11 protein-coding genes and 2 tRNA genes are annotated in these 16308 nt (G+C 57.3%); 1 reads left to right on the top strand and 12 read right to left on the bottom strand.

Annotated elements, in window-relative coordinates; translation table 11 throughout:
* Positions 1-68 precede the first annotated feature (68 nt).
* The gene (gene aroA / locus AC1ATL_RS06005) at positions 69-1409 is read right to left on the bottom strand and encodes a 3-phosphoshikimate 1-carboxyvinyltransferase (protein ID WP_476569259.1); all 1341 of its coding nucleotides are present in this window, start codon (positions 1407-1409) and stop codon (positions 69-71) included.
* A gap of 222 nt (positions 1410-1631) precedes the next feature.
* Positions 1632-1705: transfer RNA gene (locus AC1ATL_RS06000), tRNA-Pro, on the bottom strand.
* Between the two features lie 125 nt (positions 1706-1830).
* Between AC1ATL_RS06000 and AC1ATL_RS05995 the strand changes: the two genes are divergently transcribed.
* Positions 1831-3000 (top strand): ABC transporter permease, encoded by a 1170-nt coding sequence (locus AC1ATL_RS05995; protein WP_476569257.1) that lies wholly within the window; start codon positions 1831-1833, stop codon positions 2998-3000.
* Between the two features lie 79 nt (positions 3001-3079).
* Here the strand turns inward: AC1ATL_RS05995 and glgX are convergent, their stop codons facing one another.
* From glgX to coaE, 10 genes are all read right to left on the bottom strand, one after another.
* Complete coding sequence (gene glgX, locus AC1ATL_RS05990) at positions 3080-5203, bottom strand: glycogen debranching protein GlgX (RefSeq protein WP_476569365.1); 2124 nt, start codon at positions 5201-5203, stop codon at positions 3080-3082.
* A 107-nt stretch (positions 5204-5310) separates the two neighbouring features.
* Positions 5311-5934: an NUDIX hydrolase gene (locus AC1ATL_RS05985; RefSeq protein ID WP_476569255.1), complete on the bottom strand. Its 624-nt coding sequence runs from the start codon at positions 5932-5934 to the stop codon at positions 5311-5313.
* Between the two features lie 5 nt (positions 5935-5939).
* The gene (locus AC1ATL_RS05980; protein WP_476569253.1) at positions 5940-6845 is read right to left on the bottom strand and encodes a Nif3-like dinuclear metal center hexameric protein; all 906 of its coding nucleotides are present in this window, start codon (positions 6843-6845) and stop codon (positions 5940-5942) included.
* A 58-nt stretch (positions 6846-6903) separates the two neighbouring features.
* The gene (gene polA, locus AC1ATL_RS05975; RefSeq protein WP_476569251.1) at positions 6904-9747 is read right to left on the bottom strand and encodes a DNA polymerase I; all 2844 of its coding nucleotides are present in this window, start codon (positions 9745-9747) and stop codon (positions 6904-6906) included.
* The gene (locus AC1ATL_RS05970; RefSeq protein WP_476569249.1) at positions 9737-10501 is read right to left on the bottom strand and encodes an ANTAR domain-containing response regulator; all 765 of its coding nucleotides are present in this window, start codon (positions 10499-10501) and stop codon (positions 9737-9739) included. Before AC1ATL_RS05970 ends, polA begins: the two co-directional genes overlap by 11 nt.
* Positions 10502-10581: 80 nt before the next feature.
* Positions 10582-10655, bottom strand: a tRNA-Leu gene (locus AC1ATL_RS05965).
* 155 nt (positions 10656-10810) lie between these two features.
* Positions 10811-12253 carry a pyruvate kinase gene (gene pyk / locus AC1ATL_RS05960; protein WP_476569247.1) on the bottom strand — a complete coding sequence of 481 codons (1443 nt, stop codon included), beginning with the start codon at positions 12251-12253 and terminating at the stop codon, positions 10811-10813.
* A gap of 174 nt (positions 12254-12427) precedes the next feature.
* Positions 12428-13411 carry a TerC family protein gene (locus AC1ATL_RS05955; protein WP_476569245.1) on the bottom strand — a complete coding sequence of 328 codons (984 nt, stop codon included), beginning with the start codon at positions 13409-13411 and terminating at the stop codon, positions 12428-12430.
* Positions 13412-13450: 39 nt separating this feature from the next.
* Positions 13451-15562, bottom strand: a complete 2112-nt coding sequence (gene uvrB / locus AC1ATL_RS05950; protein WP_476569243.1) for an excinuclease ABC subunit UvrB — start codon at positions 15560-15562, stop codon at positions 13451-13453.
* Between the two features lie 3 nt (positions 15563-15565).
* Positions 15566-16189, bottom strand: coding sequence for a dephospho-CoA kinase (gene coaE, locus AC1ATL_RS05945; RefSeq protein WP_476569241.1), 624 nt, complete (start codon positions 16187-16189; stop codon positions 15566-15568).
* Positions 16190-16308: the final 119 nt, after the last annotated feature.

Raw genomic sequence — 16308 nt, 5'->3', positions numbered from 1 at the left:
GATGAATCATCCAGAGGCCATTCCCATATAAAATAAAACCGCCATCAGACCCGGCATTCAGCTCACACTCAGCCGAGCATGCCATTCCACATGCCCACGAAATCGGGCAGCGTCTTGCGCGTGGTCTCCACGTTGCGCACGGTCACGCCTGCGACGCGCAGGCCAAGCATCGCCGCGAACGTGGCCATGCGGTGATCGGCGTACGTCTCCATTTCGGCACCGTGCAATTCACCGGCAGGCACCGGTTCGATGGCGATGCCGTCCATCAGCTCGTGCGCCTTGCCGCCGACGCGCGTAATCTCGTTGACCAATGCCTCCAAGCGGTTCGTCTCATGCCCGCGCAGATGACCGATGCCAATCATGTTGGTTGGTGCGTCGGCGAAAACCAGAATCGCCGCAAGCGACGGCGCGATCTCGCCGGCAGCGGTCAGGTCAAAGTTGTCCAGTCCGTTGATGTGGCCGTCACCGCTGACCTCGCAGTAGCGAGTGCCGTTCTCCACAGGGAAGGAGACCTTGGCGCCCATCCGCTCCAAGTACCCAGGCAGCAGACCGCCCGGCTGCGTGGTGGTCTCGGGCCAGTTCGGCACGCGCACGGTACCGCCTGCGATCAACGCCGCCCCCAGGAACGGCGCGGCGTTCGACAGATCAGGTTCGACGGTCACGGAACCAGGCAGCTGCACTGTTCCCGGCTTTACGCGCCACACATGCGACTGTTCGTCGGCTGCGGCATCCACGCCGGCGGCTCGCAGATCGGCCACGGTCATGCGGATATGCGGCAGGCTCGGGGTCTTCTCCCCCACATGGTGCAGTTCAAGACCGCCCGGTACGCGCGATCCGACGAGCAGCAGGCCAGAGATGAATTGCGAGGAGCCAGAGGAATCGATGCTCACCACGCTCGGCAAGGCATGCTCCCCTGCCAGCGCCGGAGGGGTGATGGTGAAAGGCAGACGGCCTTCCTCACCGTGGTATTCGATGGTGGCGCCGAGCTGCTCGAGTCCATCCAATACCGGTTTCATCGGACGGGCGTACGCCTGTTCGTCACCGTCGAAGTCGACGGGGCCGTCCGCGAGCATCGCGAGTCCCGGCACGAAGCGCATCACCGTACCGGCGAGTCCGCAGAACACCTTCACGTTGCCATGGAAACGGCCTTCGGCAGGAGGTGTCACCGTCACCGTAGTGCTCACCTGTTCGTCGACATCGCAGCGTACGCCGAGCTCGCGCAACGCATCCATCATCAGTTCGGTGTCACGCGAACGCAATAGGCCCACCAATCGCACAGGCTTCGAGCCAAGGGCCGCGAGGATGAGATAACGATTCGACAACGATTTGCTGCCGGGCACCACCACAGTGGCATCCAGCGGCCTGTCGGCATACGGTGCCGGCCACAAGTTCTTTTGAGGTTCTTCCATGGCCACCATGGTAGCCAAAACCAGCGGAAAACATCCTCGCCATCTCGTCAGCAAAACATATGATGGCCCCACAGCGAAAGCAAGAACATTCGTTGCCGGTCCGTCAGCCCATCATGATAAACGGGCTTTCCTCCAAAGGCGTCTATTCCTCTCATCAAATACGCGAAAATGCCGAAGCCCGGAATTTCAATCGCTAATTGATCGGAATTCCGGGCTTTTTTGTCGGGCTGACAGGATTTGAACCTGCGACATTCTGCTCCCAAAGCAGACGCGCTACCAAACTGCGCTACAGCCCGTTAACGCATTCTTCCCACGCATCAATATGATTCCCATCCGTATGCGAAGGATGAACACGAGTTTCTATTGTAGCGTATGGTGGGACAACGTCAGACTAGAATGTCGGTTATCGGAAGGAGCGCTCATGGGACGTCATCAGCAGGCCGAAGCATCGGGCATCATCTCCTTCATGGCGTGCGCCGCGCTCGCATGGATCGCCATGGATCTGTATCTGCAGTTCGCCCCCGCCATCTGGCGTGTCACCCAACGCCTGTTCACTGTATGCGCGGGAATCACCGCGGGGTGCGGAGTCATCTCATTCTGCTTGGGATACATCCGCAATTCGCGTTCGATGACGTTGAAACACGGCTGGACCATTCCAATCCGTCGAATCTTCGAAATACTCGCCCTATCAGTGGTCTATGCGTCGACCATCTTCGTCACGGCGTTCATGATGTTCTCCATCGCCAGCGACATGATGGGACTTCGTACATTGAAAGGATATCTGCCCGTACTCTGCTCAGCGATCTCAGGAGTCGTCGGATATCTCACATTCGTCCAAGCTGAGTTGATGAACGCCAAAACCATCGCATCCCTGCTGCCGTTCTTCGTGGTTTCCGGCGTCAGCATCGCAGGACTGACGTCCGATGACCCCTACTGGTACAACAACAACTTCTCCCAACTGGGCGACCGCACCACATTCGCGGCACGCATGTTCAACTCGACATTGATGTTGGCCGGCGTCTGCATCGTCATCATCAGCTACTTCGCGATCTCAGAACTCATCACCACGCATCGGCTGCAAATGCAGTACCTCTCACCGGACGACAGGGAAAACACGCCAAAGCATTTCAGAATCAGAATCCTCCTGCTGTCGATCATGCTGACGCTCGCGGGAATCGCCTTCGTCGGCATCGGCGCGTTCCGATACACCCCACATCCGATTCTGCACAACGTGTTCGCCCGAGGACTGCCCTGTCTGATGAGCGTGCTGATGATCGCACTGCCTTGGCTTGCGCCGCAACTTTCTAAAGTCGTGTACGTGATTTCCGATCTCGCCATTGCGATCGGTGCATTCGCGGGCTTCCAATGGCTGTCCGGGCGCAACACCCTGACGAACGTCGAAGCGCTCGCCGGCATGATGTTCCTAGGCTGGTTCATCATCTTCTCACGGCAGATCGCGGCAATCGAGGCCGACCGCGTGCAGACGCAGCTTATTCTGACACAAACCAGGCATCCACACTCCGTCGAGGATCTCGCCGAAGTCAGCGAAACCGTTCCTGAAACCTCCTCGCGACTCGCCTCGGAAGTCTGACCTGCCGCAAAACGCGAAGACAAAAAGGAAGGGCCATCCGAACGGATGGCCCTTCCCCATCGAATCGCACGTGCGATCGTCAGAAATCGTAGTTCTTGGCATTCGGTTTCTTGTCGCTCATCAGCAACAGGAAGCTTCTCGACTGCGCGGTAATCGCGAAACCGGCCTCGTAATTGAGTTCCGGCCCCTTCGGATTATGGGTGTCGACCACGAGCCTCCACTTCTTGCCGTACCGCTCGTCCGGCAGAGTGAACATGATCGGCTCATAATGCGCGTTGAAGATCAGGATGAAATCGTTGTCCACCATCTGATTGCCATACCAGTCAGCTTCCGGAATGTCGGAACCGTTCAGATAGATCATCACCGAGAAGGCATGGGTGTTGGACCAATCCTCCATGTCCATGATGGAACCATTGTGGTCCATCCATTCGACCTGAGGAATCTTGTCGGCAGGGTCGCCGGGCTCGCGTCCAGTGAAGAAACGACGGCGATGCAGCACGGGATGTTCGAGACGCAGGTGGATCATCTTCGAAACGAATGCGAGAAGATCCTTCTGATCGTCATCAAGATCCCAATTCGTCCACGAAATGGCGTTGTCCTGGCAGTAGGCGTTATTGTTGCCCTGCTGGGTACGTCCCACCTCGTCGCCGCCGCAGATCATCGGAATGCCTTGGCTGCACAGCAGTGTGGCGAACATGTTGCGCATCTGCTGCTGGCGCAGGTCGTTGACGTCCTTGATGGTCGTCGGGCCTTCCACTCCGCAGTTCCAGGAGCGGTTGTTGCTTTCGCCGTCCCTGTTGCCCTCGCCATTGGCGTCGTTGTGCTTCTCGTTATAGCTCACCAGGTCGTTCATGGTGAAACCATCATGCGCGGTGATAAAGTTCACGGAAGCCACGGGGCGGCGGCCGTTCATCTGGTACAGGTCGGAGCTGCCCATGAGACGGCTGGCGAATTCCGGCAACGTGGACGGCTGCGAACGCCAGAAATCACGCACGCAATCACGATACCGGCCGTTCCATTCGGACCAGCTGGACGGGAAACCACCCACCTGATAGCCTCCGGAGCCCAGATCCCACGGTTCGGCGATAAGCTTGACACGGGAGATGACCGGGTCCTGTTCGACGATGTCGAAGAATGCCGACAGCTTGTCGACCTCTTGGAACTGTCGGGCCAATGTGGCAGCCAAATCGAATCGGAAGCCATCGACGTGCATTTCGGTGACCCAGTAGCGCAGGCTATCGGTGATGAGCTGCAACGCATGCGGCGAGCGCATCAGCAGGGAGTTGCCGGTACCGGTCGTGTCGAAGTAATGGCGACGGTCATTGTCGACCAGACGATAGTAAGCGCCATTGTCGATGCCTTTGAAGCTCAGCGTCGGACCCAGGTTGTTGCCTTCGGCGGTGTGGTTGTACACCACGTCGAGAATGACTTCCATGCCGGCCCGATGATAGGCCTTCACCATTGATTTGAATTCGTTGACCTGTTCACCGCGCTCTCCGGAGCTGGAGTACGCGTTGTGCGGCGCGAAAAAGCCGATGGTGTTGTACCCCCAGTAATTGCTCAGCCCCTTTTCCTGCAAGAAGCTGTCGTTCACGAACTGGTGTATCGGCATAAGTTCTATGGCGGTGACGCCAAGTTTCTTCAGATACTCGATGACCGAAGGATACGCGAGACCCGCATAGGTTCCGCGGATATCCGGAGGTACGTCCAAGTTGAGGTTTGTCATGCCTCGCACATGCGCCTCGTAAATCACCGAATCGTGATATGAGATATTAGGATGCTGGTCGTTGCCCCAATCGAAATACGGATTGATCACGGCGGATTTCATGGTATGGGCCGCGGAATCCAACGTGTTCATGCTGTTCACGTCATCGGGGCTTTTGAACCAATACGAGTACAGGCTCTCATCGCCGTCGATGTTGCCTTCGATGGCCTTGGCGTACGGATCGAGCAGCAGTTTGTTCGGATTGCACCGTAGGCCCTTCATCGGATCATACGGACCGTATACGCGATATCCATACCGTTGACCGGGTTGTATACCAGGCAGATAGTTGTGCCATACATAGGAGTTCTGCTCCGTCATTTCCACTCGGGTCTCATGGTCTTCCTCATCGAAAAGACAGAGCTCGACCTTCTGCGCCACTTGGGAGAAAAGAGCGAAATTCACGCCGGCGCCGTCATAGCTTGCGCCGAGTGGATACATCGATCCAGGTCTGATTTGCATGATTCAAGTATCGCACGTTTTGCCGGTCGAATCCGTTATTTCCATCATTCCGGCGATTGTTTTTACAATTCGGAACCCGCCCGACGCTATCGGCGCTGCATTCTGCGGATTTCCTCATGCAGGATGGCGATCATCGAATTGGATGCCGTGATACGCGTGCTTTTCAGCTGTTCCCACGAAACCCAAGCCGATTCGACATGCTCATCACTATCGAAATGCCTTTCCCCTTTGTTCCACCGATGCAAATGCATCACCATGATGTTCGCCAATTCGTCGGTCATGCCTTCGGATGAGTAGAAACTCCCCACATGATCTATGACGCAACCGTTTTCTTCATCCGGCACCACTCCGGTCTCCTCCCGAAGCTCCCTGAGGGCCGCGGCATCGACGTCCTCGCCATCATCGATGAGTCCTGCCGGCAAGCCGTAGGCGAAAGCATCGCAACCGACGCGATACTCCCGTTCGAGCAGATACCGGTCCTTGGAGCAATCATGCACCAGCATGACCACGCATGGCGCATGGCGCATCACCTGTCGACGAATCACGGTCCGTCCACCACCGCGCATGGGCAACGCGATTTTCATGTCCTCGACACCGAAGATCGCGCCTTGATACACATGCTCGCTGCTGAGGACCGTAGCGGGTCTGGTCATGTCCACGCCATCACCGGATTCATCCAATGACATATCCACGCCGGTCATATCGGACATCGTCCTCAACGCTCCTGTCCGCAGGACGGCAACACCAGGTTCCACGGATCGGTGTTCATAGAAATCCAGCGAACGGTCGGAATGTCCCCGGTCGCCTCGGACACCGCCCGGGGCACGTCACCCATGGCGTATTGGAACCATATGGATTCGATGGCGCTATGGGGCGTATTGACGAACATCGGACGAACCTGTGTGTCTCCCTGTCCGAGCTCGACTCCTTCGGCACGCATGGACGCCTCATAGCGCGCCTGTTCGATGGCGTCGGTTACCGGATGGTGACGAAGATCGCTGGTCACATACACGTCAACGCCCGACGCGCGAACCTCGTCGAACAGGGAGTCTCCGGAACCCGGCAGAACCGCTACCGTGCTGATCGACGCGTCCAGATCGCCACACACCTGCACGCCCAGTTCGGTATATGGCAAAACATCGGCCACATGCTGCGCGAAATCACGCAACGTCATCGGCTTCGGCAACCGTCCGACGCGTCCCAGTCCGACCGGATGCTCGGCCTTCGGATCATCGATGGGCACCAATGGATGCTGGTCGGCCAACCCGAACGCGTCGGCAGCGGCCATGCCAACCCCTCGATAGGCGGCATCCGCATTGGTGTGCCCGACCCATAACGCGCAACCTGCGAGATTGAGCTTGCGTACGATCTCGCCTCGGAATCCCAGTCCGGACACCTCATGCACGGAACGGAAGAACAACGGATGATGGCAAATCAGCAGATCGACACCATCCGCGATCGCCTGATCGACCACCGCCATGGATGGGTCCGCAGCAAAAGCGATGTTGCGCACATCATGGCGGAGATCACCCACGATAAGCCCCGGCTCGTCCCACTGTTCCACATATTTCAGCGGATACAGCTTCTCCAGTACATCCACCACCTGCTTCAACGTTGCCATTGTCTGCCTTTCCTTCTAATTCACATACCAATCCCCGCACTCATCGTATGCGGACGGGTCAGTGGGCGGCCAGTTGCCAATCGGATCCGATACCCGTGGACACGTCCAACGGAACCGCCATGGTGACGGCATGTTCCATGGCGTCCTTCACCAAAGCGGTGACCTTCTCAGCCTCGCCCGGAGCGACTTCTACCACAAGTTCGTCATGGATCTGCAGAATGATGCGGCTATTGAGTTTTTCCTCCTGCAACGAGCCGTACGCGCGAATCATGGCGATTTTCATGATGTCGGCCGCCGATCCTTGGATCGGAGCGTTCAACGCGGCACGTTCGGCCGCGTCGCGTACGGCGCGGTTCGGCGATTTAAGACCTGGGAAATACCTGCGTCTGCCGAAGATGGTTTCGGTATATCCGTTCTCACGCGCGGACGAGACCAGCGATTCAAGATATTCATGAACTTTGCCGAAGGTCGCGAAATATTGGTTCTTCAACGATTCGGCTTCCTTGGGCTTGATTTTGAGCTGCTGCGCGAGCCCATATGTACTCAAGCCATAGGCGAGTCCGTAGCTCATCGCCTTGACGTGGCTTCGCTGGTCTGAGGTGATGTCCTCGACGGGAATGCCGTAGACCAGGCTTGCCACGTATTTGTGGAAATCCTTGCCGGAGCGGAAAGCCTCTATCAAAGCCTCGTCTCCGGAAAGGTCCGCCATGATGCGCAGCTCGACCTGTGAATAATCGGAGCTGAGCAGTGATTCGAAGCCCTCTCCCGGCACGAACGCGGAACGAATCTCACGTCCTGCGGGGTCCCTGTTCGGAATGTTCTGCAGATTCGGATCGACGGAGCTCAACCGCCCAGTGGCGGCCACGGTCTGCTCGAATGTGGTGTGGATACGTCCATCATGCTTGTTCGTGGCGTCTATCAGCGTCTGCACGATCTGCTTGAGTTTGTTCTTTTCCCGGTGCATGAGCAATGCGTCGAGGAACTGGCATGCGCAATCGTTGTCATACGACCGGTCCCGCAGCGTCTGCAACGCCGCGGCATTAGTGGTGTATGAGCCGGACTTGGTCTTCTTCGTCGGTTTCAGCCCCATGTCCTCGAACAGAATCTTCCGAAGCTGCTTGGGGCTCTGCAAGTTCACACGCTCGCCTGCGAACCGCCAAGCGGTTTCCTGTGCCTGATTGGCATCCGCGGCAAGCTGTTCGCGCATCTGCTCCAGACGTGCCATGTCCACCTGCGCGCCCACTTGCTCCATACCATGCAGGACGTGTGAAACCGGAATCTCTATGGATTCCAGCAGACCGAACTGCTTCCGCTCATCCAGAACTCCGGAGAGATAATCAGCCAGAAGTCCCACGATTGCGACGTGGGTCGACAATTTCTCATCGTCCTTGGAATCAGAGCCTTCCGGCTCGTCAAAATCCAATGTTCCCTGCGTCGCGCCTTCATCTTGCGCCTCAACATGCAGATCCAGGAAATGCGCGGCCGCCTGTTCCAAAGTATCGGCATGAAAATCAGGATGGACAAGATAGCCTGCAAGTTTGGTGTCGAACAATGGTTCGGGAAGTTCCACGCCGACGCTGCCAAGCAGGTGAGACTGCTCTTTATAGCCGTGCGTCACCATGGACTGGTGGTAGCGGTCAAGAATTCGTTGCAGGCACCGCAGCATGTCCTCGTCGAATACATTGATCTGGACGGCCTCGCCATGCGAGGCGATCATCACCGTCGAAAGCGACGCGTTCCCGGGTTTTGACACTCCTTCCGCATGAAGAATCCACGACCGCGTCATCATATCCGAGCAACGGTCTTCCGCATCGATCTCGAAACCGAGCGACGACGTCAAGCCAATCCGTTCATACCGGTCATGCGCGTGTTCCTGCGGTTCGGGAAGATGCGTCTGAATCCAAGACTCGAGTTCGTCCGAATTACCGATTATTCCGACATGTGGCAGCTCGAGTTTGCTGGTCTCCCTCACAACCTCGGATGCCTTGCCGGCATTGAACGTCCTCATCACACGATTCTTGGTTCTGATACCGAATTCAAGTTCGGTGAACAAAGCGTCAAGCTGATTGGCATCAACCTGCCCGAAAGTCAGGTCCGACACTGTCACACCAAGATCGAGGTCACGGACCAGCGCGTTCACGGAACGGTTCAGCTTGACCTGTTCGATGTTTTTCCTCAGGGCTTCGCCCTTTTTCCCGCCGATTTCGTCGGCATGCTCGATGATCTGCTCAAGACCGCCGTATTGGTTGATCCATTTAGCGGCGAACCCGTCCCCCACTCCCGGCACGCCAGGGATGTTGTCGGCCGTCTCGCCCCGCAACGCAGCCAAATCCGGATATTGAGCCGGCGTGACATGATACTTCTCCTCCACTGCTTCGGGGGTCATATGCTTCAGATTCTTGAAGTGGTGTCCCGGATACAGCACGGTGATGTTGTCATTGATGAGTTGGAACGCATCACGATCGCCCGAAAGGACCAATGTCCGATAGCCGGCCCGATCGCCCATGCTGGCGAGTGTGCCGATCACATCATCGCCCTCGAATCCAGGCTTTTCGATGAATGTGACTCCGAGAGCCCTCAACATCCGCTGAATCAATGGAAGTTGGGAGAGCAACTCCTCAGGGGCCGCATCGCGCGTCCCCTTGTATTGCGGCAGCATCTGGTTACGGAACGTGCCGCCTTTCACATCAAAGGCAACCGCAAGATGGTCGGGATGCTCGGCATCGATCACCTGCGAAAGCATGGTCGCGAATCCCCAGACCGCATTGGTGGCCTGGCCCTCCGACGTGCTGAAATTCTCTACAGGCAAGGCAAAAAAAGCGCGGAACGCCAAAGAATGGCCGTCGACGACCAATAGCGTTCCGCGTGAAGTGCCTTCCACAGTTGGTGTGTTAGCGCTCATCCTCTGCTTCCGACTTCTGTTCGCCGTACTTGGCGATGATGGCCATGGCCAAACGCTTCTTCGGGATGCGCTGGTCCATGGAGGTCTTCTGAATCCAACGGAAGGCTCCTTGCTCGGAAAAATCCGCCTTATCCATCAACAGGCCCTTGGCTCGGTCGACGAGCTTGCGCTCCTCGAGCGTCTCCTCGGCCTTCTTGAGCTGTTCCTCCGCCTTCTTGAGCTGTTCCTCGGTCTCCTGCAACTTGGATTCGCTGCGTTCGACATTGTCCAACAGGTCGTTGATCTCAGCGAATCGCCCCATGGCCACTTCCAGAGCCGGCAACAGCTTGGATTCCTCATAAGGCTTGGTGACATAGGCCATGGCACCGGCACCGGTGGCCTTCTTGACCAGATCAGACTGGGAGAACGCGGTCAGCATGACGACAGGAGCGATATTCTCGTCGCAGATGATGCCCGCGGCCTCGATGCCATCCATACGAGGCATCTTGACATCCATGCACACCACGCTCGGACGGAACTTGCGGGTCAGCTCGACGGCTTCCTCGCCATTGGCGGCCTCGCCTACAACCTCATAGCCATTATCTTCCAACATGGCCACCAAATCCATGCGGTTCACGGATTCATCTTCGGCGACGACGACGGTGCGCTTGCCGGACGTCTTACCTTCAGTGGATTCCTGTCCGGGTTCCGCGGCAGCCTGGAGCTCCTCATCGGTGAGCACTTCATCCGGTTCCGTGGTCTTCTCTGCAGCCATGTCGGTCTCTTTCCACTGTCACGCCCAAAGCCGGCCTAACGTGTCCCAACCTGGGCCTGGATTGATATTGATTTCTTACGTGCCCTCGGTGGGACTCGAACCCACACTGCGCAGATTTTGAGGCTGCTTCCTCTACCAATTGGGATACGAGGGCTTGCACGCAACTATGGAAGGATAGCATAGCAACATGGTTTATGGCAAATCCACGGCGTTGTCATCGGCATGTCGCGAAAGCAAAACGGGTCTCCCGTCGGAAATTCGGCGGAAGACCCATTGTATAGAGCCGTCTAACACGGCGGCATCTCAATCTCAGTCGCAGGCACCAACGGTGTGGACGTAGATGGAGTCGGTGCGACCCGGCTGATGCTCTCCCTGGGCGGAGCTCAGCACGACGATCTTATCGCCGTCGACGACCTTGCCGGCGTCCTTCAGAACCTTGTCGGTGAAGACCATGAGATCCTTGCGGGACTTGTCATGGTAATCCTCGTCGACCAGGAAGGATTCGGTGCCCCAGGACAGAGCCAGCCAATGATAGGTGTGCTCGTTGTTGGTGATGCCGTAGATCGGGGTGGCCGGACGTTCGCGGGACACGCGATGCACGGTGGAACCGGTCTGGGTGTAGGCGACGATGGCCTTGGCGTTGAGCTTCTCAGCCAGATCGACGGCGGCGGAGGAAACGGCGCCGGTGGAGGACATATCCAGATTCTTCAGCTCCGGGATACGGTCGAAACCATGCTCGGTGGCGAACGTGGAGATGCGGCTCATAGTGTTCACGGTGACTGCCGGGTACTTGCCGACAGCGGTCTCGTTGGATGTCATGGTGGCGTCAGCGCCGTCCAGAACGGCATTGGCGCAGTCGGAAGCCTCTGCACGGGTCGGGACCGGAGAGTTCACCATGGAGCCCAGAACCTCGGTAGCCACGATGACCGGCTTGGCGTACTGGCGGGCCAGCTCGATGCAGCGCTTGGTGGCCAGCGGCACCTCTTCCAGCGGGCATTCCACGGCCATATCGCCACGGGCGACCATGATGCCATCGAATGCCTTGACGATCTCCTCGAGGTTCTCGAGGGCCTGCGGCTTCTCGATCTTGGCAACGACCGGGATGCGACGGCCCTCCTCGTCCATGATCTCGTGGGCGCGGTCGATGTCGGTGGCAAAACGCACGAAGGACATGGCGATGATGTCAGCGCCGGTGCGGATGGCCCAACGCAGATCCGCCTCATCCTTCTCGGTCAGTGCCGGCAGGGACACGGCAACGCCCGGAAGGTTGATGCCCTTGTGGCTGGACACAGGGCCGGCCACAACGACCTTAGTATGCACGTTGTTGCCCTCGACCTTGGTGACTTCCAGACGGACCTTGCCATCGTCGATGAGGATCGGGTCGCCAACATGGCAGTCGCCCGGCAGTCCCTTGAAGGTGGTGGAGGTAATATGCTCGTCGCCTTCGATGTCATCAGTAGTGATGACGAATTCCTGGCCTTCGGTCAGCTGGACCTTGTCCTCGCCGTCGGCGTTCTTCTTGAACCAACCGCAACGAATCTTCGGACCCTGCAGGTCGACCAAGGCGGCAACGTTGCGACCGGTGGCCTTGGCGGCGGCGCGAAGATTGTTATAGACCTTGAGATGGTCTTCCGGGGTGCCGTGGGAGCGGTTCAGACGAGCGACGTCCATACCTGCCTCGACAAGGCTGGTGATGCCTTCCAGGGACTCGGTGGCTGGACCGATGGTATCTACGATCTTGGCTTTACGCATGAATGCCTGCCTATTCTTGTTGATATTGATTTCGGATCTGACGACCCTGTTTCCAATCGCATAGTTTACTAGCAAAAAGCGCCCACTTCCACCTCGAGGCGAGGTGTGTTGTGAGCGCTCACATTATTTTCGGGGAAAGCATGAACCGCTATTTTCCAAACGTTTGGCGAATCATCATTTTCCGCTCTTCTCCACGGCACGCATCTTGAGGACGCTGGCCAGAGCCGCACCTCCGATCGCAAGGACGATCACGATGAGAGACAACCACGTGGGCACTTCCGGCACCCAAGAGATTGGCTGTCCGCCGTTGAGGAACGGCAACGAGTTGCCATGCAGGGCCTCCATGATGAGCTTGATGCCGATGAAGCCCAACACCACGGACAGACCCAACGGCAGATAAACGAGTTTGTCAAGCAGTTCACCCAACAGGAAGTACAGCTGCTGCAGGCCGAGCAGCGCGAACACATTGGAGGTGAATACGATGAAAGGATCTTTGGTGAGTCCGAAAATCGCGGGAATCGAATCGAATGCGAACATCACGTCAGTCGTTCCGATGGTCAGGAAGACGATGAGCATAGGCGTCCAGTGCTTGACGCCGTCCTTCACGGTGCGCAGCTTCTCTCCATCGTATTCATCCGTGATCTTGATGACCTTGCGCAACGCATGAATCAGCGCATTCTCATGGTATTCCTCATCCTCGTCCCCTCCGGTGACGAGCTTGACGGCCGTGACGATGAGGAACGCACCAAACAGGAAGAACACCCATGTGAAACGCGAGATGATGGCCGCGCCCACCAGAATGAAGAGTCCACGAAGCACCAACGCGACGGTGATGCCGACCGAGAGCACGAACTTCTGCAGTTCCTTGGGAACGGCGAAATTCGACATGATGATCACGAACACGAACAGATTGTCGATGCTCAACGAGTATTCGGTCAACCAACCCGAGTAGAACTCGATGGCCGGCTTCGATCCGGCGAAGAACCACATGAGACCACCGAAAATCAGCGCCATGATCACGAAGAACGCGATATGCCGCACGCACTCCCCGGTGGATGGCACATGGGGTTTACGACCGATTACGAACAAGTCGACCACGAAGAAGACGGCAAGCACCGCGAACGTGGCGATTTCAAAAGCAAGTGGTGTTTCAGCCATGATTCACCATGGTACGAATGCCGTATGACCGGACGACGGTCATTTGCTCGCCTCGGTCATCTGACGGAGTTCCTTCTTCAGATCGCGGATCTCATCGCGCAGACGCGCGGCAAGCTCGAACTGCAGTTGTTCGGCGGCCGTGTGCATCTGCTCGGACAGCTGCCTAATCAAATCAGCCAAATCCTGCGCCGGAAGACCGGCCTTGAGGATCTCCTCGTGCCGCTTGTCCGCTTCCTCCTTGCTGGTGACTGGAACGCCAAGATGTGAGTTGCCGGCCTTATCCGCATTGCGGTATCCAGTGCCAAGCAGCGTCTGGGTGTCGACATCCTCCTTGGCGAGCATGTCGTTGACGTCGGAGATTTTTTTGACAAGAGGTTTCGGATCGATGCCGTGTTTCTTGTTGTAGGCAATCTGGATATCACGACGTCGATTGGTCTCATCGATGGCTTTATGCATGGCGTCGGTGATGTCGTCCGCATACATGATGACGGTTCCGGATACGTTTCGCGCGGCACGGCCGATGGTCTGGATGAGAGAACGATACGAACGCAGGAAACCCTCCTTGTCCGCGTCGAGAATCGCCACCAACGACACTTCCGGCAAATCAAGCCCCTCGCGCAGCAGATTGATGCCGACGATGACGTCGATCTTGCCTTCGCGGAGCTCGCGCAGCAGTTCGACGCGGCGCAACGTGTCCACGTCGGAATGCAGATACTCGACCTTGATGCCCCGTTCCAGCAGATAATCGGTCAGGTCCTCCGCCATCTTCTTGGTAAGCGTGGTGACCAGCGCACGTTCGTTCCTTGCCACCCGGTCCTTGATTTCGGCAAGCAGATCATCGACCTGCCCTTCCACGGGACGCACATCGATCTGCGGATCGACAAGGCCCGTCGGACGAATGATCTGTTCGACCACGCCGTTGCTCAGACCGAGTTCGTAATCCCCCGGCGTCGCCGACAAATAGACCGTCTGGCCGACACGTTCCTGGAACTCCGGCCATTTGAGCGGACGGTTGTCCATAGCCGACGGCAGACGGAATCCATGTTCGACCAATGTGCGTTTGCGGCTCGCGTCACCTTCGTACATTGCTCCGATCTGCGGAACGGTGACATGCGATTCATCGATGACAAGCAGGAAATCGTCGGGAAAGAAATCGAGCAGCGTATGCGGAGGAGTGCCCGGGGCACGACCATCGAAATGCCTCGAATAGTTTTCCACGCCGGAACACACACCGACCTGGGAGAGCATTTCCAAGTCATACGTAGTGCGCATGGTGAGACGTTGCGCCTCAAGCTCCTTGCCCTGTTTGCGCAATTCGGCGGTGCGCTCATCCAATTCCCGCTGAATGGTCTTCAAGGCATGCTCCATACGTTCCGGTCCAGCCACATAATGCGACGCCGGGAAGATGTGCACCTGTTCCTCATGACCGATAACATCGCCGGTCAACGGATGCAACGTGGAGATACGATCGATCTCATCACCGAAGAATTCAATGCGAATCGCCAGCTCCTCGTAAACGGGAATGATTTCGACCGTATCTCCCCGAACCCGGAACGTGCCTCGCGTGAAGGCAATGTCGTTGCGTTTGTATTGCATGGCCACGAACTTGCGCAGCAAGTCGTCGCGGTCGATCTGCTGGCCTTCCTTGAGCAGCAGCATACGGCCGGCATACTCCTCCGGCGTGCCCAAACCGTAGATGCAGGAGACCGTCGCCACCACCACGCAATCGCGTCGGGTCAGAAGGTTCGCCGTGGCCGCATGGCGCAAACGCTCCACATCGTCATTGATGTTGGAGTCCTTCTCTATGTAGGTGTCGGTTTGCGGTATGTAGGCTTCCGGCTGGTAGTAGTCGTAGTAGGAGACGAAGTAGCTCACCGCGTTGTCGGGCATAAGCTCGCGGAATTCGGCGCATAGCTGGGCGGCGAGCGTCTTGTTTGGCTCGATGATGAGCGTCGGACGTTGCAGACGCTCGATCAGCCATGCGGTGGTGGCCGTTTTGCCGGTGCCCGTGGCGCCCATGAGCACCACGTCTTTCTCGCCGTTCTCGATGCGAGTGGCCAGCTCTTCAATCGCCTTGGGCTGGTCTCCGGATGGTTTGTATGGCGATTTGACCACAAACGGCTTGTTCACACGCTCAATGTTGAATCCCATAATCTACCTCGTCCTCAAACGCCATTGCCGCATCAGCGTATCAACATACTCGAACATACGTTCCATGGATTGTGATGAATCGACCACCGCATCCGCGATTTTCTCACGTCTTTCACGGGACGGCTGGTGGGCAATCCGGTCCAATGCCTGACGCTCACTCATGCCCCGGGTGCGTGTCATGCGTTGTACCCGCACGTCTTCGGGAGCCTCGACGGTGATTATGTGATCGAAGCGGAAAGGCAGATCATCCACCACTTCCGCTAGCAAGGGGATATCGTGTACCACGATTGCGTCGGGGTCGACCGCAAGGGCACGTAGCTCGGCCTTGGCAGCAAGTTCGTAGATCAAAGGATGTTCGATTTCGTCAAGAGCTCGTCTCTCGGATTCGGCATTCGGGCCGGAAAACACGTGCTGGGCGACCCACCGACGATTGAGCCCACCCTGCTTATCCAATGCGCCAGGTCCGAAACGGTCTACGATTTGCCGCAGTCCGATGCTTCCGGGTTCCACAGCCTTGCGTGCCAACGCATCGTAATCGATGAGCACGGCGCCCTGTTCACGCAAATGAGCGGCGACAGTGCTTTTGCCGGCGGCGATGCCTCCGGTCAGGCCAATTCGAATCATCATAATCGTCATTGTATGTCCGATATGTTCAATGCAGACGGCATACGCAAAAGCCCCATGCCTAATGGCATGGGGCTTTCAATCAGGAATTCACGCGAAACGGCTTATAACCGATTCGACGG

The sequence above is a fragment of the Bifidobacterium sp. LH_743 genome, from assembly GCF_056355775.1.
Note: the sequence above shows the minus strand (reverse complement) of the source record. Positions and strands in the feature narration are given on the sequence as shown.